Source organism: Nonomuraea thailandensis, assembly GCF_024172165.1.
Taxonomy (GTDB): Bacteria; Actinomycetota; Actinomycetes; order Streptosporangiales; family Streptosporangiaceae; genus Nonomuraea; species Nonomuraea thailandensis.
Genome location: NZ_JAMZEB010000002.1, coordinates 3,599,605 through 3,621,043, shown reverse-complemented (window position 1 = coordinate 3,621,043; position 21,439 = coordinate 3,599,605). Strand labels below are relative to the sequence as shown.

At 73.3% G+C, this 21,439-nt stretch carries 21 protein-coding genes and 2 pseudogenes; 15 read left to right on the top strand and 8 right to left on the bottom strand.

Going from position 1 to position 21,439, the window contains the following annotated elements; translation table 11 throughout:
• Positions 1-18 precede the first annotated feature (18 nt).
• Positions 19-585 (top strand): hypothetical protein, encoded by a 567-nt coding sequence (locus tag HD597_RS20105; protein ID WP_253744200.1) that lies wholly within the window; start codon positions 19-21, stop codon positions 583-585.
• A 307-nt stretch (positions 586-892) separates the two neighbouring features.
• Here HD597_RS20105 and HD597_RS20100 read toward each other — a convergent pair whose 3' ends face one another.
• Both HD597_RS20100 and HD597_RS20095 read right to left on the bottom strand, forming a co-directional pair.
• Positions 893-1,342, bottom strand: coding sequence for a hypothetical protein (locus HD597_RS20100; RefSeq protein ID WP_253744199.1), 450 nt, complete (start codon positions 1,340-1,342; stop codon positions 893-895).
• Positions 1,343-1,403: 61 nt separating this feature from the next.
• Entirely contained in the window at positions 1,404-1,772 is a 369-nt protein-coding gene (locus HD597_RS20095; RefSeq protein ID WP_253744198.1) for a hypothetical protein, read from the bottom strand.
• Positions 1,773-2,047: 275 nt separating this feature from the next.
• Here HD597_RS20095 and HD597_RS20090 point away from each other — a divergent pair, with 275 nt between their 5' ends.
• The gene (locus tag HD597_RS20090; RefSeq protein ID WP_253744197.1) at positions 2,048-5,254 is read left to right on the top strand and encodes an AfsR/SARP family transcriptional regulator; all 3,207 of its coding nucleotides are present in this window, start codon (positions 2,048-2,050) and stop codon (positions 5,252-5,254) included.
• A gap of 467 nt (positions 5,255-5,721) precedes the next feature.
• Here the strand turns inward: HD597_RS20090 and HD597_RS20085 are convergent.
• Positions 5,722-5,910 (bottom strand): annotated as a pseudogene (locus HD597_RS20085) (TetR/AcrR family transcriptional regulator); the annotation flags it as partial.
• A 60-nt stretch (positions 5,911-5,970) separates the two neighbouring features.
• Between HD597_RS20085 and HD597_RS20080 the strand changes: the two are divergent.
• The 6 genes from HD597_RS20080 (at position 5,971) to HD597_RS20055 (ending at position 9,715) form a co-directional block, all read left to right on the top strand.
• Positions 5,971-6,261 (top strand): antibiotic biosynthesis monooxygenase, encoded by a 291-nt coding sequence (locus HD597_RS20080; protein ID WP_253744196.1) that lies wholly within the window; start codon positions 5,971-5,973, stop codon positions 6,259-6,261.
• Between the two features lie 86 nt (positions 6,262-6,347).
• The gene (locus HD597_RS20075) at positions 6,348-7,262 is read left to right on the top strand and encodes an ABC transporter ATP-binding protein (protein WP_253744195.1); all 915 of its coding nucleotides are present in this window, start codon (positions 6,348-6,350) and stop codon (positions 7,260-7,262) included.
• Positions 7,255-8,019, top strand: a complete 765-nt coding sequence (locus tag HD597_RS20070) for an ABC transporter permease (protein ID WP_253744194.1) — start codon at positions 7,255-7,257, stop codon at positions 8,017-8,019. Before HD597_RS20075 ends, HD597_RS20070 begins: the two co-directional genes overlap by 8 nt.
• On the top strand, positions 8,016-8,813 hold the full coding sequence (locus tag HD597_RS20065; protein ID WP_253744193.1) for an ABC-2 family transporter protein: 798 nt from the start codon (positions 8,016-8,018) through the stop codon (positions 8,811-8,813). Before HD597_RS20070 ends, HD597_RS20065 begins: the two co-directional genes overlap by 4 nt.
• A 31-nt stretch (positions 8,814-8,844) precedes the next feature.
• Positions 8,845-9,216 carry a DoxX family protein gene (locus HD597_RS20060; protein ID WP_253744192.1) on the top strand — a complete coding sequence of 124 codons (372 nt, stop codon included), beginning with the start codon at positions 8,845-8,847 and terminating at the stop codon, positions 9,214-9,216.
• A 28-nt stretch (positions 9,217-9,244) separates the two neighbouring features.
• Complete coding sequence (locus tag HD597_RS20055) at positions 9,245-9,715, top strand: SAM-dependent methyltransferase (protein WP_253744191.1); 471 nt, start codon at positions 9,245-9,247, stop codon at positions 9,713-9,715.
• Here HD597_RS20055 and HD597_RS20050 read toward each other — a convergent pair.
• On the bottom strand, positions 9,709-11,397 hold the full coding sequence (locus HD597_RS20050; protein WP_253744190.1) for an ABC transporter ATP-binding protein: 1,689 nt from the start codon (positions 11,395-11,397) through the stop codon (positions 9,709-9,711). The genes HD597_RS20055 and HD597_RS20050 overlap by 7 nt on opposite strands.
• Positions 11,394-13,022: an ABC transporter ATP-binding protein/permease gene (locus HD597_RS20045; RefSeq protein ID WP_253744189.1), complete on the bottom strand. Its 1,629-nt coding sequence runs from the start codon at positions 13,020-13,022 to the stop codon at positions 11,394-11,396. The genes HD597_RS20050 and HD597_RS20045 overlap by 4 nt, the downstream gene beginning before the upstream one ends.
• A gap of 114 nt (positions 13,023-13,136) precedes the next feature.
• On the opposite strand from HD597_RS20045, the gene HD597_RS20040 reads away from it, so the two are divergent.
• Genes HD597_RS20040 through HD597_RS20025 form a run of 4 tightly spaced genes read left to right on the top strand, consistent with a single transcriptional unit; the run spans position 13,137 to position 16,928 of the window.
• Entirely contained in the window at positions 13,137-14,150 is a 1,014-nt protein-coding gene (locus HD597_RS20040) for an ABC transporter substrate-binding protein (protein WP_253744188.1), read from the top strand.
• Entirely contained in the window at positions 14,147-15,160 is a 1,014-nt protein-coding gene (locus HD597_RS20035; RefSeq protein ID WP_253744187.1) for a FecCD family ABC transporter permease, read from the top strand. The genes HD597_RS20040 and HD597_RS20035 overlap by 4 nt, the downstream gene beginning before the upstream one ends.
• A complete protein-coding gene (locus HD597_RS20030; RefSeq protein WP_253744186.1) occupies positions 15,157-16,158 on the top strand; it encodes a FecCD family ABC transporter permease in 1,002 nt (333 codons plus the stop codon). The genes HD597_RS20035 and HD597_RS20030 overlap by 4 nt, the downstream gene beginning before the upstream one ends.
• The gene (locus tag HD597_RS20025) at positions 16,155-16,928 is read left to right on the top strand and encodes an ABC transporter ATP-binding protein (RefSeq protein ID WP_253744185.1); all 774 of its coding nucleotides are present in this window, start codon (positions 16,155-16,157) and stop codon (positions 16,926-16,928) included. Before HD597_RS20030 ends, HD597_RS20025 begins: the two co-directional genes overlap by 4 nt.
• Positions 16,929-16,991: 63 nt before the next feature.
• On the opposite strand, the gene HD597_RS20020 is transcribed toward HD597_RS20025, so the two are convergent.
• The gene (locus HD597_RS20020; RefSeq protein WP_253744184.1) at positions 16,992-17,177 is read right to left on the bottom strand and encodes a hypothetical protein; all 186 of its coding nucleotides are present in this window, start codon (positions 17,175-17,177) and stop codon (positions 16,992-16,994) included.
• 551 nt (positions 17,178-17,728) lie between these two features.
• On the opposite strand from HD597_RS20020, the pseudogene HD597_RS20015 reads away from it, so the two are divergent.
• The 3 genes and pseudogenes from HD597_RS20015 to HD597_RS20005 form a co-directional block, all read left to right on the top strand.
• Positions 17,729-17,911, top strand: a pseudogene (locus HD597_RS20015) (helix-turn-helix domain-containing protein); the annotation flags it as partial.
• A 334-nt stretch (positions 17,912-18,245) separates the two neighbouring features.
• Positions 18,246-18,458, top strand: a complete 213-nt coding sequence (locus tag HD597_RS20010; RefSeq protein WP_253760003.1) for a hypothetical protein — start codon at positions 18,246-18,248, stop codon at positions 18,456-18,458.
• Between the two features lie 112 nt (positions 18,459-18,570).
• A complete protein-coding gene (locus tag HD597_RS20005; protein ID WP_253760001.1) occupies positions 18,571-18,708 on the top strand; it encodes a hypothetical protein in 138 nt (45 codons plus the stop codon).
• A gap of 122 nt (positions 18,709-18,830) precedes the next feature.
• Here HD597_RS20005 and HD597_RS20000 read toward each other — a convergent pair whose 3' ends face one another.
• Positions 18,831-20,600 (bottom strand): hypothetical protein, encoded by a 1,770-nt coding sequence (locus HD597_RS20000; protein ID WP_253744183.1) that lies wholly within the window; start codon positions 20,598-20,600, stop codon positions 18,831-18,833.
• Complete coding sequence (locus tag HD597_RS19995; RefSeq protein ID WP_253744182.1) at positions 20,585-21,355, bottom strand: ABC transporter ATP-binding protein; 771 nt, start codon at positions 21,353-21,355, stop codon at positions 20,585-20,587. Before HD597_RS19995 ends, HD597_RS20000 begins: the two co-directional genes overlap by 16 nt.
• Positions 21,356-21,439: the final 84 nt, after the last annotated feature.

Genomic DNA, 21,439 nt, shown 5'->3' with positions numbered 1-21,439 from the left:
GGAAAAGAGGATTTCGTCATGAGAAAAGCGTTGATCCTGGCGGCTGCGACCACGGCCATCGGCCTTTCCCTCGTCGCCACGGCGCAGGCCGGCACCGCGGTCCCCGAGGACGTGGCCGGGCACCTGTCGCTGATGTCGCAGGGGCAGGCCGCGGCGGATCAGCTGCCCGCGTTCGTCTCCGCCGGGACCGAGGTCGGCGACCTGGTCGCCCCGGCCACGACCCGGCTGCTCGGCTCCGCCAGCGGCGGCACGTACTGGTCGGGGATCGACGCCGGCGGCAGGCTCTGCCTGATCACGGTCATCGGTGACACGGCGGCCGACTTCGTCGCCGGCGCCTCGTGCGCGCCGCCGTCCGAGTTCACCGGCAAGGGGGTGGGCCTGCAGGTGGCCGGCCCGCCCGGCGCGAGTGAGGCCTATCTCCTGCCGGACGGCGTGCCCGCCTCCCGGCTGGGCGACGGGTACACCGTGGTGTCGCCCAACCTGGTGCTGTCCGATCCCGCGGCGGAGCCGGCCGCGCCGCGCGGCGTCGCCGGCACGAACGGCACCTTCACCCTTTCCGACCTGGCCCCCACCCCGGTGCGATGACGGCCTCCGGGACCAGGGATCAGGCCATGCCCATCCGCAGGAAGAGGCAAGGCACCGTCGAGTCAGGGACCTGGACGACCGTGCATCTCTATTCCGACTCGAACGTCACCAGCGCTTCGTACAGTTCGAGGGGTTCCGCCGGGCACACCACGATGACGCATCCACGGCTCACTCCGGCGTACAGCACCTGTAAGTGGTCCGGCCTCAGAGGAAGCGCGTTCATGACGTGCAAGTACCGCACCTGACGTGATCCGCCGTGATCGGCCGGGCGCCCCGGCCGATCACGGGCGCGACGTCAGCGAGCCGGTCAGTGGAACTCGTCGGAGGCCCTGCAGGTCATCATCGCGTCCAGGGTCAGGCCTCCGCGCAGCAGGTTCTCCACCAGCCCGCAACCCGCCAGGTAGTTGCCTCGCCTGGCGATCGCGGCGAAGGCCGATCCGGAGAACAACTGCCTGCCACGCGGATTGGAGATCCGCGGGTGGACGCTGCACCTGATGGCGTTGTTACAGGTCTTCGTCCGGCGCGCGGCGCGCATGGGGGTGGAGTGGCGGGTGGCCTCCGCCGAGACGACGATGCGGCTCTGGACCCGGTCGCACACCACGGCGTACGAGATGACGACGGCGGAGCCGCTCGTGCGGATGCCGGTCACGCTTCCACGGCAGTCGTCGCGGTTGGCGGCCTGCGCCGGAGACGCTCCGACGAACATGGACCCTGCGGCGACCGCGGCCACCAGGGCGGTCCTCGTGAATGTGCGCATGACAATCCTTGGCGGTGGGGGTGCGGGCGGGACATCGCTTGCCGGTGGAGCAGGGCGAGCGTCAGGAACCGAACTGGAACGCCCCGCGCAGGACGGTGCCGCGCCCGCTCCAGTAGCTCTCGTACGCGGCCCGGAAGGTGGTGTCCTCGAAGGCGGTGAGCACCGCACAGGTGGCGCCCGGGTGCCGGACGTTGTCGTCCCTGATGACGACGGGCTTTCCGACCACGCCCGGCCGGGTCAGGGTCACCTCGACCCAGGCCGTCCCGGTGGTGTCGTCCGCCCGGACGCACAGCTCGTCGGTGGGGTCGGCGTACCGGACGATCCCGTCCCCGACATCCCGTTGGAAGCCGGCGGCCAGGGCAGGCTGGGCGAGAACGACGCTCGCCGTCGCGGCGGCGACCCCAGTGATGATCATTCTGAGCGGGCGCAAACGTTCCTCCTTGTCTCGGACGGAGATCGGCTCTCCGGGGGTGAGATGGCAGGTGGCCGCTGACGGGATGCGTCTCCGGGCGGCGGGCGATCCCCTGACCGGGGTTCACCGGCGTGATCGTCGCACGGGCCGGCAGCACCACGGAATACGACGGGAATACGCCCGTCGCCGGGTCGCGCGCGGCCGGGCGAGCAAGATTCGCAATCGTTTCGTCACCCGGTGCACCGGCGGAACCGGCCGTCCCGGTCTACAGTGCCTCCAGCCAAGGGGGCGCGATGGAGTTCGGGATACTTGGTCCGCTGACGGTGTGGTGCGAAGGTGAGCAGCTCGATCTGGGCACGCCGAAGGCCCGGGTGCTGCTGGCGGTTCTGCTGTGCCAGGCGGGTTACCCTGTTTCGGAAGATCAGCTCGTCGTGGCGCTCTGGGGGGACTCCCCTCCGAAGAGCGCCACCAAGAACGTGCAGACCTACGTGCACCGGCTCCGTCGGCGCCTGGGCGATCCCGCCCTCGTGATGCGGCAGGGCTCCGGCTATCTGCTGCCGGTGGCCGGCGACGAGCTGGATGCGGCGAGGTTCGAGGCCCTGGCCGGCTCAGGGCAGGCGGTGGCGGCCGCCGGTGAGCCGGAGGAGGCCACCCGCCGCCTGCACGAGGCGCTCAGCCTCTGGCGCGGGCCCGCGTTCGCCGGCATGACCGACGTCCCGATGCTGGCCGCGGAGGCGTTACGGCTGGACGAGGTGCGCCTGTCGGCCCTGCAGTCGCGGATCGCCGTGGACCTCCGGCTGGGGCGCCACGCCAGGCTGCTGGGCGAGCTGACCGCACTCACCGGCGAGCACCCCCTGCGGGAGCGGCTGCGCGCGCAGCTGATGCTGGCGCTGTACCGCTGCGGCCGGCGGGCGGACGCGCTCGCCGAGTACGCGCGCGCCCGAAGGACCCTGATCGAGGAGACCGGTCTGGACCCGGCCGGAGAGCTGCACGACCTGCACCAGCGCATCCTCGGGCAGGACCCCTCGCTCGACCTCGTCCCCCGCGCGGTCGCGACGATCGCGGGTGCCCCCGCGGAGGCCGGTCGTGAACGCGCCGCGCGCCTGCCGGACGAGGTGGGCATCGAGCCGAGCGGGAAGGTACGGCACGCGCACGCGCCTGCCCCGTCCGCCGACGGTCCCGCCCAGGTCACGGCCCCGGCGCCGGAACCCCCGGCGGCTCCTGCGCCCGCCGAGCTGCCGCCGGACATCGCGGACTTCACCGGCAGGGACGACGAGGTGGCGAGCCTCACCGAGGCCCTCACCAGGGGGCGGCCGGGCACCGTCGCCATGGCCGGCATCGCGGGCCTGGGCGGGCTGGGCAAGACCACGCTCGCCGTGCACGTCGCGCACCGGATCGCGGATCGTTTCCCCGACGGCCAGCTCTACGCGGACCTGCGCGGCGCCTCCGCGGACCCGGCCCGCCCGGAGGACGTGCTCAGCCGCTTCCTGTTCGCCCTGGGCGTCAGCCCCACCGGCATCCCCGAATCCCTGGAAGAACGCGTGGCTCTCTACCGGAGCTGCCTGGCCGGACGCAGGATCCTCATCCTGCTCGACAACGTCGCCGGGGAGAAGCAGGTGCGGCCGCTCCTGCCCGGGGCCCCGGGCACGGCCGTGCTCCTCACCGGACGGGTCCGGCTGGTCGGCCTGGAGGGGGCCAGCCTCCTGGAGCTCGACGTCCTGCCGTCGGGCCAGGCCCTGGACCTGCTGAGCAGGATCGTGGGCGACGACCGTGTCCGGGACGACCCGGACGCGGCGCTGGAGATCACCCGGCTGTGCGGCCGGGTCCCGCTCGCGGTCCGCATCTCGGCGGCCAGGCTCCTCGGCAGGAGGCAGTGGAGCCTGGCCCACCTCGCCGGCGTCCTCGGGGAGGAACGGCACCGGCTGGACGAACTGGTCGCGGGCGACCTCGACGTCCGCGCGGGATTCGAGATGAGCTACCGGTTGCTGCCCGCGGGCGCCCGGCGGGCCTTCCGGCTCGCCGGGCTGCTGGACGCACCCGACTTCGCCTCCTGGACGGTGGCGGCCCTCCTGGACGTCCCCGTACGGCAGGCGGAACGCGAGATCGAGACCCTGCTCGACACCCACCTGCTGAACCTCACCGGGACGGACGAGACGGGCAGGCACCGCTACCGGTTCCACGACCTGATCCGGCTGTACGCGCGCGAGCGCGCACAACGCGAGGATCCGGAACCCGGACGCCAGGCCGCCCTCCGGCGGGCCCTGGGCGCGTGGCTGGCGCTGGCGGAGGTCGCGGCGGAGCGCGTCCCCGGCCCCTGTTACGCGCCCATGCACGGCTCCGCGCCGCGCTGGCGGCTGCCCGCGGCGGACTCCGGCCCGCTGCTGGCCGACCCGATGGCGTGGTTCGGCGCCGAGCACGCCGCGTTGATGGCGGGGGTCGCCCAGGCGTGCGAGGCACGCCTGACCGAGCTCGCGTGGGACCTGGCGGGATCCACCGAGACCTACCTGAACGTGCGCGGCCTGTACGACGGCTGGCAGCGCATGCACGAACAGGCGCTCGCGCTCTGCCGTGAGAGCGGCGACCGGCGCGGCGAGGCCGTGCTGATGCGCGGCCTCCTGGAGGTCACGACCTGGAGCTCACCGGCGGGCCCAGGACCGGCGATGATCCGGATGAGGGCCGGCGCCTCGCGGCTCCTCGACCTGTTCACCATGCTGAACGATCCGGTCGGGACGGCCGACGCCCTGGCCACCCTGGCCTGGAGCATGACGGCCGACGGGAACGGCGGCGCCCAGGCGCTCGCCCTGGCGCAGCGCGCTCTGCGCACGGCCGCCGACGCGGGCTACCTCGGCGGCCAGGCGCGGGCCTATCACGTGCTGGCGATCATCCATGGCGAGGACGACCCGCACGCGGCGCACACGGTCCTGGAGCAGGCGACGAGGGTCGCCGAGGCGCTCGGCAACGTGCACTACACCACGACGATCACCCAGTTCCTCGGCGCGGCGAAGTTCTTCTGCGGCGACGTCGCGGGCGGCCAGGAGCTGCTGGAGAGGTCGCTGGCCATGGCGCGGCGGCTGAACTACCGCTATCTGGAGACGTTCTCGCTGCTCTACCTCTCGAAGCTGTTCGCCGCGGTCGGGGACGAGCGGGCGAGGGTGACCGCCGAGCTGACGCTGGCCCACAGCGAGGCCGGCAACTTCGGCCACTATCTCGCCGACTCGCTCAGCGTGCTCGGGCGGCTGGACCTGGCCGAAGGAGACCTGCCCGCCGCCGTCGCCACCCTCGAACGCTCGGTCCGGGCGTGGCGCACGCGCGGCTCGATCCCGTACCTGGCGCGGACGCTGCTCGCGCTCGGCGACGTGCACCGCGCCGCCGGCGACCATCGCGCGGCCTCGGCCGTCTGGGAAGAGGCGCGTGAGCTGTTCCGCAGGATCTCGCACGAGCACGGTGTGCGGACGCTGGACGCCCGGCTCGCGGAACGGCCGGGTTCGCCGGCGTCGTAGACCGCTTCGAGGGCGCCAGAGTCCTCATCGGAACAGAGCTGTGCTCGCAGGGTCCGACGGGCCCATCGCTCCCAGCGCTCGCGCGGCCAGCGGCGCGCATGCACGAACAGCAGGTACAGCTCGGGGCTGAGCAGGCCGTAGAGCAGGTCGGCGGCCTCCGGCACGGAAACCTCCACCCGCGCGCCGGGCTTGCCGGCCAGCGCCTTGGCGGCCCTCTCCTGGACGACGTACCGCGGATCGACGTCGTGGGGCCACAGCGCCGCGACCTCGGGATCGCTCGCGCACGCCCCCTCCAGCACCCTGCCGATGGGCGCGACCCGCTCCAGGACCGAGGTCGCCCCCGCGACGTAGGCGCGCAGCATGTCCTGGGCGGTGCAGGCGGCCAGCGCGTCGACGTACCAGGGCCGGTCCATGGTGGCCACCGGCTCGTCATCGCCGGCGATCGTCACGTCGAGCAGTTCCTTCAGCAGGGCGCGCTTGCTGCCGAAGACGAAGTAGATCGTCTGCACCGCGACCCCGGCCTTGCCGGCGACGTCCTGCAGGTTCGTCGCACCGTACCCGTCCCGCACGAACAGCTCCAGTGCCGCCGACAGGATGCGCCGGCGGGTCTCATGCGCCTTCTGCGCCCGCTTGCCGGGCCGCTTGACACCGCTCATTGCTAGAGTCTATCTCTAGATACGTTCACTAGAAGCCAACTCTAGATATGAGGGCTAGTAATGCCGGTCATCACCGTCACCCGTTTCCGGTCCGATCCCTCCGACGCCGAGGAGCTGCGCGCAAGACACGCCGCTCTGGTGTCGGCGACCAGGGCGGCCTTCCCCGGGCTGACCGAGGCGCGCCTGGGCCGGATCGACGACTCCACCTGGGTCGGCGTCTGGCGCTGGGACTCGGCCGCCGACCTGCGAGCCGCCCGCGAGGCGGTGCCCGGCGACGCCGCGGCCGCCGCGGCCTTCGCGCTGACGCGCGAGGCCACCGTCGACGACATCGACGTCCTGGACGAGCACTGATGAGCACTGATGAGCACTGATGAGCGCTGACGACCTCCCCGGCCCCGCGAGAGGGCCGGGGCTTCCCCCCCACACGAGGAGATGACGTGATCGAGATCGACGCGTTGACCAAGGTGTACGGCGCGGCGCAGGTCCGGGCGGTCGACGAGGTGTCTCTGAGCATCCCGGCCGGATCGGTCCTCGGCTTCCTGGGCCCCAACGGCGCGGGCAAGACCACCACGATCAAGATGCTGGCCGGGCTGCTGACCCCCACCTCCGGCCGGGTCCGGCTGGGCGGCTTCGACGTGGCCCGGCAACGTCCGGCGGCGATGGCACAGTTCGGCGCCGTGCTGGAAGGCTCACGCAACGTCTACTGGAGCCTGTCGGCGTGGCAGAACCTGATGTATTTCGGCCGGCTCAAAGGGCTGCGCAAGGCCCGGGTCGCTGAGCGCGCCGAGGACCTGCTGACCGATCTGGGCCTGTGGGAGCGGCGCCACGACAAGGTCGGCGGCTTCTCCCGGGGCATGCAGCAGAAGGTCGCGATCGCCGTCGCCCTGATCGCCGACCCGCCGATCGTGCTGCTGGACGAGCCGACCCTCGGCCTGGACGTCGAGGCCACCCGTACCGTCAAGAGCTGGATCGCCGAGCAGGCCCGCGAGCTCGGCACCACCGTCCTGCTCACCACCCACCAGCTCGACGTGGCCCAGGAGCTGTGCGGGCGCGTGGCTGTCATGCGGCAGGGGCGGCTCGTGGCCGATCTGCCCACGCGTGAGCTGCTGGCCCGTTTCCGCGAGCGCGACCGGTACGAGATCCGTGTGGAGGGCGCGGCGCCGCCCGGCTTCGACGCCGTCACCCGCGACGGCGTCACCACGATCAGCGCGCGGGTCGGCGATCCACGCGAGGTGTACGACGTGGTCGAGCGGCTGCGCGCGCAGGGAGCCGTCCTGGAGTCGCTGACCCAGGTCCAGCCCGACCTGGAGGACGTGTTCCTCGCCCTGGTGAGCGAGCCGTCCCATGCGTGAGGTCCTGCGCGCGGAGATCGGCAAGGGCCTGCGCGTCCAGCTCGCCCATCCCGCCGGGCACGTGATCACGCTGCTGATCAGCACCATGATGTACCTCGGCCTGCAGTTCGTCCTGGGCCAGGGCGAGCTGCGCCAGGACCTGCTGCCGCCCACGCTGGTCGCGATCGGCGGTTACTGGTTCCTGCAGTACGCCGGCCTGGTGATGGTGGCCGACCTCGTCGAGGAGCAACGCGCGGGCACCTTCATCCAGGCCCAGATGAGCCCGGCGCCTCCGTCGCTGCTGATGCTCGGCCGGCTGATCACCGCCTCGGCGTTCGGGCTGGCCGTGACCGCCGTCGCCGCTCTCGTCCCGATCGTCGTGGCCCAGATCGCCATCCCCCTGCGCTGGGCGGCGCTCCTGCCCGCCGTGCTGCTGGCGGTCAACGCGCTGGCCTTCACCTTCCTGCTGGCCGCCCTCGCCCTGGTCTCGCCGATGATCGGCGCCTTGCAGTCGCTGTTCACCTCGCTGGTGCTGCTGCTCAACGGCTCGTTCCTGCCGCTGCACCTGTATCCGGACTGGCTGGCCGCAGCGGCCAGACTCCTGCCCACGACGCTGGGCATCGAGGCGCTGAACCAGACGCTGTTCGGCGGCCGGACCCTGGCCGAGGTCTGGACCGGCGGCGCGCTGCCCTGGCTGCTGATCCACACCCTCCTCCTCACCGCCGTCGCCGGCCTGCTGTTCGCCCGTAACCATCGACGAGCCCTGGAGGCGTCATGACCTTCATCCGCGGATTCGCCGCCGAAGTCCGCAAGGGCCTGCTCAACCTGCTCGCCGGCTGGCGCGAGGTCCTGATGGAGATGATCACGTTCCCGCTGTTCTACCTGCTCATCGTGCTGTTCATGGGACGCGGGCAGCTGCGTGCGGACCTGCTGCTGCCGGTGCTGCTCGGCATGGTGGCGCTGACCTTCATCCACGAGCAGGTCAACCGGGCGTTCTGGAGCTACCTGGGCGACATCCAGTCCGGCGTGCTGGAGCAGACCTGCCTGACCCCGCTGCCCTCGGCCGCGAGCATCCTCGGCCGCCAGGTCGCCGCCGTGATCGCGGCCTTGCCCGCCGCTCTGGCCGTCCTGGTCACCGGCGCCGTCGCCATCGCCCTCCAGGGCGGGCCGCTGCCCGTCGACGCGCAGATCGTCGTGCCGCTGACCTCCATCGTCCTGGGCACCTGCGGGCTCGCGCTCATCTTGTGCGGCCTGACCCTGGTGTTCAAACGCATCGAGATCATCACCCAGCTGTCCGTGGCCGTCTACGCCATCGCCGGCGGAACCCTGGTCCCCCTGACCGCCATGCCCGGCCCGATCGCCTTCCTCAGCCGCCTGACCGTCCCCATCGCGCCCGGCATCGAGGCGATGCGCGACATCCTGCTCGGCGGGCACTCCCTGGCCGCCCTGCCGACCGGCTGGGGTCTCGGCTGGCTGCTGGCCCAGCCGCTGCTCATCACGGCGGTCGGAGTGGTCCTGTTCAACCGGCTCGAACACCTCGCCCGCCACCGCGGCACCCTCGGCCGCTACTAGGCCGAGAACATGAAGAAGGAGAGCAACTGACGTGAACGTGTCCCTGTGGGTACTGCAGGCCGTCCTGGCCGCCGTCTTCGGCCTGACCGGGATCATGCACGCCACCCGGCCCAAGGAGAAGCTGAGCCCCATGGCGCCCTGGGTGGAGGACTTCGCCCTCACCCGGATCCGGCTGATCGGCGCGGCCGAGCTCCTCGGCGCCCTCGGTCTGATCCTGCCCGCCGTGACCGGCATCGCCCCGATCCTCACTCCGCTGGCCGCGACCGGCCTGGCCATCACCATGCTCGGCGCCGTGGCCACGCACGCCCGCCGCAAGGAGCCTGCGGCCATCGCCGTCAACGTGGTGCTGCTCACCCTGGCCGCGGTCATCGCCTGGGGCCGCTTCGGCCCCCACGCCCTCTGACCACCTGGACACATCGCCGGAGATCACCATGACAGCGCGGACCGTGACCCTGCACCCCGTCGGCCAGGTCGTAGGCGGTCGCAGCGAGATGTACGAGGACAACTGGCACGACGTGCGAGCCGTGATCCGGCTTGACGGCGAATCCTTCACCACCTCGGCGGTGCTCGGCCTTGAGGACTTCTCCCACCTGGAGATCGTCTTCCTCTTCGACCGCGTCGATCCGGCCACGGTGGACAGCCGGCCTCGCCCGCCACGGGGAAACCCGGCCGCGGCACCCGTCGGGGTCTTCGCCCACCGCGGGCCGTACCGCCCCAACCGCCTGGGTGTCTCCCGCTGCCGGCTCCTCACGGTGGACGGCCTGGACCTGCATGTCGCCGACCTGGACGCGCTTTCCGGCTCGCCGGTCCTGGACGTCAAGCCGTACCTGATCGAGTTCGCCCCCCGCCGACCGGTCACCCAGCCGGCCTGGGCGAGCGAACTCATGGCCCGCTACTACTGAGGCTCCATGCCCTCATCGACACCGGGTGCGTGCAGCGTGAACAGATGGGACAACCGCTCGCCGAGCTCGTCGTAGGAGCCCTCGGCGGCGACGCGTCCCTCTTCCAGCAGCACGATGTGGTCCGCCTGGCGGATGGTGGACAGGCGGTGGGCGATGACGAGCGTGGCCCGTCCGGCTGCGGCTTGCCGGAGCGACTCGGTGAGGCGGGCCTCGTTGTCGGGGTCGAGGCTGGCCACCGCCTCGTCCAGCACGAGCACGGGTGCGCCCGTGGCGAGCGCCCGGGCGACGGCGACCCTGGCGCGCTGGCCGCCGGACAGGGTGGCGCCTCGCTCGCCTACCGGCAGCTCCGGATCGACGGTGAGGCGGGCGGTGCGCAGGGCGGCCGCCGCGTCGGCGCCGGGGGCGCCGAGCCGGACGTTGTCCCCGATCGTGCCGGCGAACAGGCGCACGTCCTGCGGCACCACCGTGACGTGCCGGTGCAGCCCGGCGATCCGCGGCAGCGGCACGCCGCCGACCAGGATGCGGCCGCCGTCCGGGTCCCAGTAGCGCAGCAGGAGCGACACGCAGGTGGACTTGCCCGCCCCCGAGGCTCCGACCAGGGCGACCGTCGTGCCGTACGGGATGCGGAAGGACACGCCGCGCAGCACGTCGGGCCCGTCAGGCGTGTACCGGAAGCGTACGTCCTCGAAGACCACGTCCGGCCGTTCGGCCACCTGGAGGGGGTCGCGCGGCGGGGGCACGTTGGCGGGCGCGGTGACCAGCGTGTGCACGCGGTCGGCCGCGGCGCGCAGCGTGCCGTACTCCTTGAGCAGCAGCGCCACCTGCGCCGCCGGGCCGAGCGCGCCGGCGGCCAGCACCATGGCCACCGGCGCGTCGGCCGGGCTCCGGATCGCCGTGGCGACCAGGAGCAGCGTCCCGGCCGCGGCGACGGCGAGGAGCAGGTCGGTCAGGGCCGCCTCCAGGCCGCCGCGGGCCGCGTCGGCCGCCTGGGCGCGGGCCAGCCGGCGGGTCCTGCGGGCCAGCAGTTCCCTGCGGCGTTCCAGCGCGCGGAAGGCGGTGAGCTCGGGCATGCCCTGGACGGTGTCGATGACGTCGGAGGTCAGCTCGGCGGTGGCGGCCCTCAGCTCGTCGCCCTGCCTGCGCGAGGCCTTGCGGAACCACAGCGGCACGGCCACCACGAACGCGGCCAGCGGCAGCGACACCGTCAGCAGCAGCGGATCGATCGTCGCCGCGGCGACGCTGCCGGCCACCAGCACCGTGCCGGCCGTGATGAGCTGCGCCAGGGTGTGCGCGAACAGCCATTCCAGGGTCTCGATGTCCGACAGCACGGCCGCCGACAGGTCGCCGCTGCGGCGGCCGAGCAGGCGGGCCGGGGCGATCCTGGCGATCGCGTCGTACACCTGGCCTCTGAGCCTGGCCAGCACCAGGTACGCCAGGTCGTGCGCGACGTAGGTCTCCCACCAGGCTGCCAGTGTGGCGACGGCGACCAGCCCGCCGAGCACGGCGCCGGCCAGGTCGAGTGGCGCGCTCTGCCTGCTGATCGCGCGGCCGACGAGCCAGGCGCCGGTCACGCTCGCGCCGAGTACCGCCAGTTGCCCGAGCAGGTTGGAGACAAGGGTGGAGACGAAGGCGCGGCGGTGCGCGCCGACGGCGCCCGCGAGCCAGCGGATGGACGGGTTCATGCCACGGTCTCCAGAAGGGTGCCGTTCTCCAGGGTCACCACGTGGTCGGCCTGGCTGATGGTGCCGGGCCGGTGGGCGATCATCAAGCAGGTTCGGCCACGCCGCGCCTCGGACAGGGCCTGCTCGGTGCGGGCGTCCACGTGCGAGGTGGCCTCGTCCAGCACCAGGACGGGGGCGTCGGCCAGCAGCGCCCGCGCGATGGCCAGGCGCTGGCGCTGCCCGCCCGACAGTGTCGCCCCGCGCTCCCCCAGCGGCGTGTCGTAGCCGCCGGGCAACGCGGTGATGAAGTCGTGGGCGGCGGCCAGCCGGGCGGCGGCGACCAGGTCCTCGTCCGGAGCGTCCGGTCTGGCCAGGCGCAGGTTCTCGGCGACGGTGCCGTGGAAGAGGTAGGTGTCCTGCGCCACGACGGCGACGCCGCCGCGCAGGGCGTCGAGCGTGAGGTCGCGCACGTCGATCCCGCCGATGGTGATCCTCCCTTGGCCGGGGTCGTGGTGACGCTGCAGCAGGGCGGCGAGTGTGCTCTTGCCCGCACCGGACGGGCCGGTCAGGGCGACGGTGCGGCCCGGCTCGACGGTGAAGGAGACGTCGCGGACGGCGGGCCGCCGGGAGCCCGGGTAGGCGAAGGTGACGTGCTCGAACGTGATGGCAGGCGCGTCAGGGAAGTCGCTTCGCGTCCCCCGGTCCTCGACGGCCGGGGACGCCGCCAGCAGGGCCTCGATGCCGTCGACCGCCGTGATCCCGAGATATCCGGCGTGCCAGGCGTCGGAGAGGCCCTTCACCGGGCGGAAGCACTCCACGGCGATCAGCAGGACCGCGAAGACCTCCCATGCGCTGCCCGCGGTCGTGGCGGCGAGGACGGCCGCGGCGCTGCCCGCCTGGACGAAGAACGTGCTGATCCCGGTCTCCACCAGCGAGATCCTGAGCTGGCGCATGGTCGTCAGGTAGAGGTCGTGAGCTCGCCCGGCCAGCCGCGAGCCCAGCGTGCCGGCGGCGCCGAACGCGCGCAGCGTCGCCATGCCCTGCGTCGCCTCCAGGTAGTCGGAGGCGAGCGCGGCGAACGCGGCCCAGCGCCCGCGCCCCCGCCGCAGCAGGGTCGCGTCCCAGAACCGCGGAATGATCAGGACCCCGGCCACGGCGGCGGCCAGGACCGCCGCCGCCGGCGCGTTGACCGTGAACAGCCAGCCGACCAGCGCCACCGGCACCCAGAAGGTGACGACGACCTGCGGCAGGTAGCGGCTGAAGTACGGGTCGAGCCCTTCCACGCCCTCGACCACGGTGGTCTGCAGGTTCCCGGTGCGCGTGCCGGTCAGGTGAGCGGGCCCGAGCCGGCTCAGGTGGACGATCAGCCGGTCGCGCAGCCTGGCCTTGACCAGCCCGCCCGCCCACACGGTCACGGCCTGCCTGGCCCACAGGAGCACAGCGCGTAGCGCGATCACGGCCAGGGCCCAGGCCAGCAGGCGGACCGCGGTCATGGCGTCCTCGCGCACCAGGGCGGCCAGGGCCGCGGCGAGCAGGACGGCCTGGGCGACGTACGCGGCGCTGACGGCCAGGCCCAGCCCCACGCAGGCCACGATGGGCCCGCTCACGCTGCCGGCCAGTTGCAGCAACCGGCGATGGACGATCACTCGCTGTCCTTCCGATCCGTTCGAGGCATGGAATGCCCTTGATGCGAAGCGAGCGTAAATGATAACTATTTTCACCGTCTAGAGTTGATAATGGTTTTCACACCTGGAGGTCCCATGCGCCGCGGCGCTCTCTCCCCCGCCGGTCAGCGCTTCTGGCCGGCGACGAGGCGGCCCCTGATCGCGGTCGTCCTGCTCGCCCTGGTGACGTCCTGCGGCCAGAGCGACCCCCGCACCGGCGCCGCCGCCGCCCCTGCGACCCGGCAGGCCGCCGAGGTGACCCCCGCCCCCGTCTCCGCGGCCCTGACCGTCTCCGATCCGCATGGCAAGACGTTCACGCTGAAGAAGAAGCCCGAACGCGTGGTGTGCCTGACCGGCCTGTGCGACGACGCCCTCGTCGAGCTGGGCCTGGCACCGGTGGCCACCACGACCCCCAAGCTCCTGTCCCGCCCTGACTACCTCGGCGCGAAGGGCGCCGACATCCCCGTCATCCCCGGCAGCTTCGGCGGCGAGGACGTCGCCAGGATCGCCGAGGCGAAGCCGGACCTGGTGATCGGCCTGGCCGGGGTGCACGACCAGCTCAGGACCGCCGTGGAGAAGTTCGCGCCGCTGTGGGTGGTGCAGGTGAAGTCCTACGACGACTCGATCGGCTACCTGCGCGCGCTCGCCCAGCTCACCGACCGCGGGCAGCAGCAGGCGGCGGCCGAGACACGCTTCCGCGCCAAGCTCGCCGACGGGCTCGCCAAGGCCAGGGCCGCGGGGCTGGACAAGAAGCCGGTCCTGGCGATGTACGGCGGCACCTCGGTCGGGGTGAACACCACCGAGGACGTGCTGGGCCACTTCATGTCGCAGTTCTTCGCCTACCCCTGGCCCAGCAAGGGCGGCGGCTTCGAGACCGCGCAGGCCTACAGCGTGGAGGAGATCCTGGCCAAGGCGCCCCAGGTCATCTTCATCCAGTCCTTCGGCACCTCCGTCAGCGAGCACTACAAGGACAACCCGGTGTGGAAGCGCGTGCCCGCCGTGGCCGCGGGCAAGGTGCACGAGGTCCCGACCGAGCTGTGGTCGTCGGGCCGCGGCACCAGGGCGTTCGGCATCATCCTGGACGAGGCGCTCGCCAAGGCCACCGGATGAGCACGGCGCTCGACGGGCGCCCGGCGGACACCGCCGGGCGCCCCTTCACGCTCGCGCCGTGGGCGGCCGGGCTCGGCCTGGCCGCCGTGGCGCTGGCCGGACTGTGCCTGGGCACGCCCTTCGTGTCCCCTCATGACCTCCTGTCGCTCGCACCGGACTCGATCGCGCACGTCGTGGTCTGGGAGCTGCGCGTCCCGCGCGTGCTGATCGGCCTGCTCGGCGGCGCGGCCATCGGCACGGCGGGGCTCCTCCTGCAGGAGTCGCTGCGCAACCCGCTCGCCGTCCCGGAGATGCTCGGCGTCTCGACCGGCGCCGCGCTGGCCGTGAGCGTGTGCGTGGTGTGGACGCTGCCCATCTCCCCCTCGCTGTACCCGCTGGCCGGCCTGCTCGGCGCCGCGCTCGGCGGGCTCGCCACGCTGGCCGCGGCCCGGTCCGGGCGCAGCGCCGGCGGCGTCCTGCTGATCGGCGCCGCCGTCTCGACCGGGATCCAGGCGCTCCTGCTGGCCGTGATGGCCACCGCCGACCGGCTCCAGTACGACATGCTCTTCCGCTACCTGGTCGGCAGCCTGTCCGGCCTGATGTGGGAGCAGACCGCCAGGACGCTGCCGTGGTTCGCCGTCGCGCTCCCGCTCGTGGTGCTCTGCGTGCCCGCGCTCGGCCTGCTGCGGCTCGGCGACGACGCGGCGGCCTCCCTCGGCAGCCGCGTGAACCGGGCCCGGCTGGGGGTGCTGGCTGTGGCGACCTTGCTGATCGGCGCCGTCACCGGGCCGTGCGGCCCGATCGCGTGGGTGGGGTTCCTGGCGCCGGTGGTGGCCAGAAGGCTGCGCCCGCAGGCGGGGGTCCGGAGCTGGCTGCCGTGGTCGGCCGCGCTGGGCGCGCTGGTCACCCTGACGGCCGACGTGGCGGCGCGCCTGGCGTTCGCCCCGGTCGAGACCCCGCTGGGCGCGTGGACGGCACTGGCCGGCGTCCTGACGGGGGCCGTCCTGCTGCGGAAGCGGGCCGCCGCATGACGCTCACGACAAGGACGGCGCCCGGCGCGCGCAGCGCCGGGTCCAGCCGGGCGGCCATGGCGGCGGCGCTGCTCGCGGCGGTCGCGGCCCTGCACCTGCTCGTCTCCGGACAGCCGCTGGGCGCCATCACGGGCCTGCTCGACGGCGCCGCCGACGGCCAGGCCGAGAAGATCGTGTGGGAGCTCGGCGTGCCCAGGCTGCTCACCGCCCTGCTCACCGGCGCGGCCCTGGGCGTCTCCGGGTACGTGCTCCAGGCGACGCTGCGCAACTCGCTGGCCGCGCCCGAGTTCTCCGGCGTGAACCCCGGCGCGGTGCTCGGCATCCTCGGCGGGCTCACCCTCGGCCTGTTCCCCGCCGACTCCGCCGCCGGAGCGCTGCTCGCCGCGCTCGCCGGGGGCGCGCTGGGCGGCGGGGTCACCTGGCTGCTGTCGGCGGGCCGCGACCCGGCCAACCTGGTGGTCCACGGCCTGCTCGGCAGCGCGCTGCTGGCCGGGCTGACCACGATGCTGCTCGCCTACCAGCCCAGCAGGTTCGGCAACGCGCTGCGCTGGCTGATCGGCTCGGTGGAAGGACGGGTCTGGGAGCACCTGGCCTTCGCCTCCTGGTGGATCGCCGGCGGCATCGCCCTGGCGTGGGCCTGCTCGGGCCTGCTGGCCGTGCTCGCGCCCAGCGACGACCACGCCGCCTCGCTCGGCCTGCACCCCGCCCTCGGCCGGGCCATCGCGCTGGCCGTGGCCATCGCGCTGACCGCCGGCGCTGCCAGCCTGGCGGGGGCGATCGCCTTCGTCGGCCTGGTCGCCCCGCACGTCGCGCGCAGGCTCGGCGGCCGGGTCCTGGCCGCCGCCGTCATCGGGGCCGTCGCGCTGGCCGGCGCGGACAGCCTCGCCCAGCTCGCCGGGCACCTCCTCAACGGCACGCACCGGCTCGGCGTCCCGACCGGCGTGATCACCGCACTGGCCGGCTCCGCCGTCCTGATCAGACTGGGAAGATCGCAATGAGCGTCATGGTCCAGGACCTGCACTTCTCGTACGCCACCCGCCCCGTGCTGGCCGGGATCGACCTGGCCGTCGAAGCCGGCGAGTTCGTCGCCCTCGTCGGCGTGAACGGGTGCGGCAAGAGCACGCTGCTGCGCCTCGTCGCGGGCCTGCTCAAGCCGTCGTCCGGCCGGATCCTGCTCGGCGGGACGGACCTGGCCGCCCTGTCACGCCGGCAGGTGGCCCAGCGGCTGGCCGTCCTGCACCAGACCCTGCCGCCCGTCCCCGCGCTCACCGTCCGCGAGCTCGTGAGGCAGGGCCGCTACCCGCACCGGGGACCCCTGGGACTGCTGTGGGAGTCGGACTCCATGGACGAGGCGCTGGAGCTGGCCGGAGTCACCCACCTCGCCGACCGCGTCCTCGACACGCTGTCGGGCGGCGAGCGCCAGCGCGTCCGGCTCGCGCTCGCCGTGGCCCAGAACACCGGCATCCTGCTCCTCGACGAGCCGACCGCCCACCTGGACATCCGCCACCAGCTGGAGGTCCTCGACCTCGTGCGCGCCCTGCGCGAGGCCCGCGGCCTCACCGTCGTGACCGTCCTGCACGAGCTTGACCACGCGGCCCGCTTCGCCGAGCGCATCGTCGCACTCCACGAAGGGCGAATCTGGGCCGACGGCAGGCCGGCGGACGTGATCACACCGGCCCTGCTGGCCGACGTGTTCGGCGTGGCCGGGCGAGTGGTCGTGGACGACCTGCACGGAACCCCTCGCTGCCTCCTGGACGCGGCCATCTGACTCGGAGCCGCGTGCGCGCATGACGTACGGCACCTTCGCCGGCCCGTCGGGGAGGTCGTCCGGTCAAGCCTTGACGGGCGACTGGGCGATCATGCTCTCGGCCGACGCCACGATCGCCTCAGAAGACGATCGTGGCCGCAGGTCGAGCAGCCTGCGCGCCTTCTCGTTCGACACGCGCCTGACGTGGCCGAGATCCGCGGCGACGGGCCTGAACCCCGCCCTGAAGGGCGCGGTGAGACGGACGGCCACGTCGGGGATGGAGCGCGTCGGGACCCGCCTGGCCGCGTCGCCGACCGTTCGCGGAGGATGACGCCGATCTCCTTCATCGCGATGGCGGCCTCACCGCTCGCCACGAGGAACCGCCGGCCGGCGGCGCCTGGCGCGGTCATCGCCACGACCCGCGCGGCCGCCACGTCGCGGACGTCGACCACCCGGACGTACAGGTCCGGGTATCCCGGCAGGTCACCGTTCAGGCTGCGCCGGACGATGTGGTTCGCGCCGGAGACGGCCCTGCCCAGGACCGGTCCCATGGTGGCCACCGGGCAGATCGTGGCCAGCTCCATGCGGCCTCCCCCGGTCCGGACGAAGTCCCGGGCCGCGCGTTCGGCGAGGATCTTGCTCCTGCCGTACGCGTCGACGCCCGGGCCGTCGAGAGGCGACCAGTCGTCCTCGGCGAACGGCCGCGTCTCCCGGCCCGGGTCAGCGTCGCGCGGACCGGCGCCGGCGGACCAGGCTCCCCGTGACACTGGTAGTGGCAGGGAGGAGCCAGGCCGGGCCGCCGCGGGGTTACCGTGGCAGACATGCCGCATGAGCCGAACGTCCTCGGCGACTACCTCCGGGCCCGCCGCGAGCTCGTCACTCCCGAGCAGGCCGGAATTCCGGTCATCGGCACCCGCCGGGTCCCCGGGCTGCGCCGCGAAGAGGTCGCGATGCTCTCCGGGACCAGCGCCGAGTACTACCTGCGCCTGGAGCAGGGCCGTGACCGCAACCCTTCGGTCCACGTGCTCGAGTCGATCGGACGTGTCCTGCAGCTCGAGGACGACGCGTACCTGATCAGCCTCGCGGTGGAGCGACCGCGCCGGAATCGGGGCAGGACCCGGCGCGAGACCGTACCGGCGAGCACCGCCCGCCTGGTCGCGGAGCTTCCGTTCCCCGCCTTCGTCGAGGGCCGCTACTGGACGTGCTCGTGGCCAGCCCGCTCGCCGCCGCGCTCTCGCCCCGGCTGCGGGCAGGACGGAACCGGCTTCGTGCTTCCATGCCCCGGCATCCACCCCGTACGGAACAAGCCAGACAACAACTACCGAAGGATGGACGATCATGCGGAAACTCGCAGGGACTGCGGTGAGTCTGCTGGCCACGACCGTCGTGACGTTCGGCGGAACGGCCGCGTGGGCGACCCCGTGCACGGGGAGTTGCATCGAGAAGACGGGGGCCGGCGCCGTGTCGCGGCAGATGCCCTGGGAGGCCTCCGGCCTACCGGTCAGGCCCGCCGGCGGCGCCGAGCCGGAGGGCGGCTACCAGCCGGACTGAGCGTGCAGGACGGCCTCGGCGCACATCCTGCTCGCCCGGCTCCGGCAGGCCGAGCGGCGCCTTCCGCCCGGAGCCTGGAGATCGCCCAGTACCCCGGCACCCGCTGGACGACGTGCTGCCGGGCCGCGCCGAGGCGCACCACCGCCTGGGACGGCACGCCGAGGCGCTGTCCGAGGCGCACCGGTCGCTGGGGCTCGCCCTTGACCCCTCGGCCGCGCTCTGCGAGGGCCGCAGGCGCAGCGGCATCTGAGGAAGGCCGGGCACCCGTTCGCCGCCATCGGTGCCGCGCCCTCGCGCCGGTGCCTCCGGAGGGTGAGGCAGGCGGGGACGAGCGGCGCGAACGCGTCCAGGGGTCTTGCCGGTGAGGGCGTCCTAGTGGGGGGCCGGCCTTCGTGCTCGGAGACTTCTGGGGTGGTTCGCCGCGAGCCCGGCTCGGCGGGCCTGGAGGAACGCCATGCCGTAGGTGGTCAGGCCGAGCAGGATCATGCCCGTGACGACCGGCCAGCGGAGGCCGGGTGGCATGTAGGTGGCCAGGAACCAGGTGTGGCGCTCGAAGCCGTTCGCGACGAGGATCCCGGCGACGACGCCCTGGGGGAACAGGGGGACGGCGCCCAGGCCGAAGCCGGTCCAGGCGACGGCCTGGCGATGCCTGGGCAGGCTGGCCAGGCGGGAGGCCGTGCCCGGGCGGCGGCCGGTGCGCATGGTCTGCAGCAGCTCCGGTCCCCGGGCACGGAGCCGGTGCCCGGCCAGCCGGCCGAGGGCCCAGTAACACAGCAGGCCCGTCGCCGTGCCGGTGGGCACGCCGGCCCAGCCGTACGACGAGGCCACCAGGCCGGCGGGCACGCCGGTCGCGGCGACGAGGGCGAGCATGAGGTAGGCCAGACCTGTCAGGCCGCCGCTGTCGTCGCTGACGCGCAGCGGGTTGCCGCCGCGCCGGGCCGGGTCGGTGCCCGGGATGAGGCCGTACACCGACAGCAGGGGCACCAGCCCGGCGGCGCCGCCCAGCAGGGCGGGCAGCAGCGCGAGCACGAGCGGCCACCGCCCGCCGGCGATCGCCGTGGTCACGACGGTGATCACGAGCGCCGCCGGGGCGATCACGGCCAGCCAGGCATGCTGGCGTCCGCGCACGTCGTCGCCGTCCGGGGTGAGCAGGGTGAGCCACAGCGCGGTGCCGTCGGTGCCGTACAGGTTGGACGTCATCGAGGCGGCCATCACGACGAAGATCGGGCCGGCGGCCGGGAGCATGCCGTCCCAGCCGATGATGAGCGGGGCGGCCGCGAAGCAGACGCCGAACGACAGGGCGAAGACGAACTGGTGGTTGCGCGCCAGGTCGCGAGACCACGTGCGCAGTTCCTTGGCGGCCACCGCGCCGCCCGCGCCGCGCGCCGCGATCGACCGGCGGGGACGGCCCGACGTGCGCGGCGCCCCTGACCTCCTGGACAGCAGCACGGTCCAGGCGGCCAGCAGCAGCAGGTCGAGGACGGCGAGCGCGGCGAGCGCGGCCAGGTCGCCCCGGACGGCGAGCAGCCCCCAGCCCGAGGGCAGGAGCCAGACCGCCGCGGGCACGCCGCTCTGGTCGAACGCCGCCAGGAACACCCAGATCTGGCAGCCCGCCGCCAGGACGGCCCCGTTGATCAGACCGGCGCCGATCGCTCCCAGACGAGAGCGCAGCGCCAGCCCGAGCAGGCCCACGGCCACCTTCGACAGCAGGACGAACAGGGCGAGCTGCAACACGATCGCGGGCACGGCCGTCAGCAGCCCGGCCACGCCCTCCCGGCCCCCGGACACCGCCAGTCCGAGCAGGGCGGCCAGGCCGACCAGCGGGGCCGTGCCGACGAACGCCGCCGCCAGCAGGCCGCCCGCCAGGCGGTGCGCCTTGAGCCCGGCCAGGGAAAAGTGCTCCGGCCTGAGAGACTCGTCGCCGCCGCCCATGACGACCGGGCCCAGGGTCCAGCCCAGCATCCACACCGCGTACGCCGCCGCCAGCGCGCCGGCGTCACCGCTCACGGACAGCCAGAGCGTGCCGCCCGCCAGGACCACGCCCAGGGCGGCGCCCGTGGACGTCATCGCCCCCTGCTTGCCCTCCCGCGAGTGGCGCAGGAGCGCGAGCTTCATGCGGACCAGCGTCAGTTCGACAGCCACGCCAGCTCCTTCACGCCGCCGCCGCGGGCGTCCACGAGGCCCACGAACCGGTCCTCCAGGCTCTGACCGGCCCTGACCTCGTCCAGCGTGCCGACGGCCGCCACCCGGCCCCTGTCGATCACGGCCACGTGGTCGCAGAGCTGCTCCACCAGCGCCATCACGTGGCTGGACAGCACGATCGAGCCGCCGCCCGCGACGAAACCGCGCAGGATCTGCTTGATCGTCGCCGCCGACACCGGGTCCACCGCCTCGAACGGCTCGTCCAGCACCAGCAGCCTGGGCGCGTGCAGCAGCGCCGTGGCCAGGCCGATCTTCTTGCGCATGCCGGTGGAGTACTCGATCACGAGCGTCTTCTCCGCCGCGTCCAGCTCCAGCACGCTCAGCAGCTCCCCGGCGCGCCGGTCGACGGTGTCCCTGTCCAGGCCGCGCAGCAGGCCCAGGTACGTGAGCACCTCGCGGCCCGTCAGCCGCTCCGGCATGGCCAGGCCGTCCGGCAGCACTCCGATCATCGCCTTGGCCCGGCCGGGGCCGGCCCACACGTCGGCGCCGAAGACGTGCGCCGTCCCGGCGTCGGGACGCAGCAGCCCGACGGCCATCGACAAGGTGGTGGTCTTGCCCGCGCCGTTCTGGCCCACCAGGCCGAAGAACGCGCCCCGGGGCACCTCCAGGTGGATCCCGTCCACCGCGGGCGAGCCGCCGAAGGACTTGGACAGGCCGGCGAGCCGCAGCGCGGCGCCATCCGCGTACGTATGCACGAGCTTCCCCTCGAAAATGGTCACAGATCGTCACGTGAAAGCCTCCAGCCCCGCCCGGCGGTGGATCAACGACAGCCCCGATAA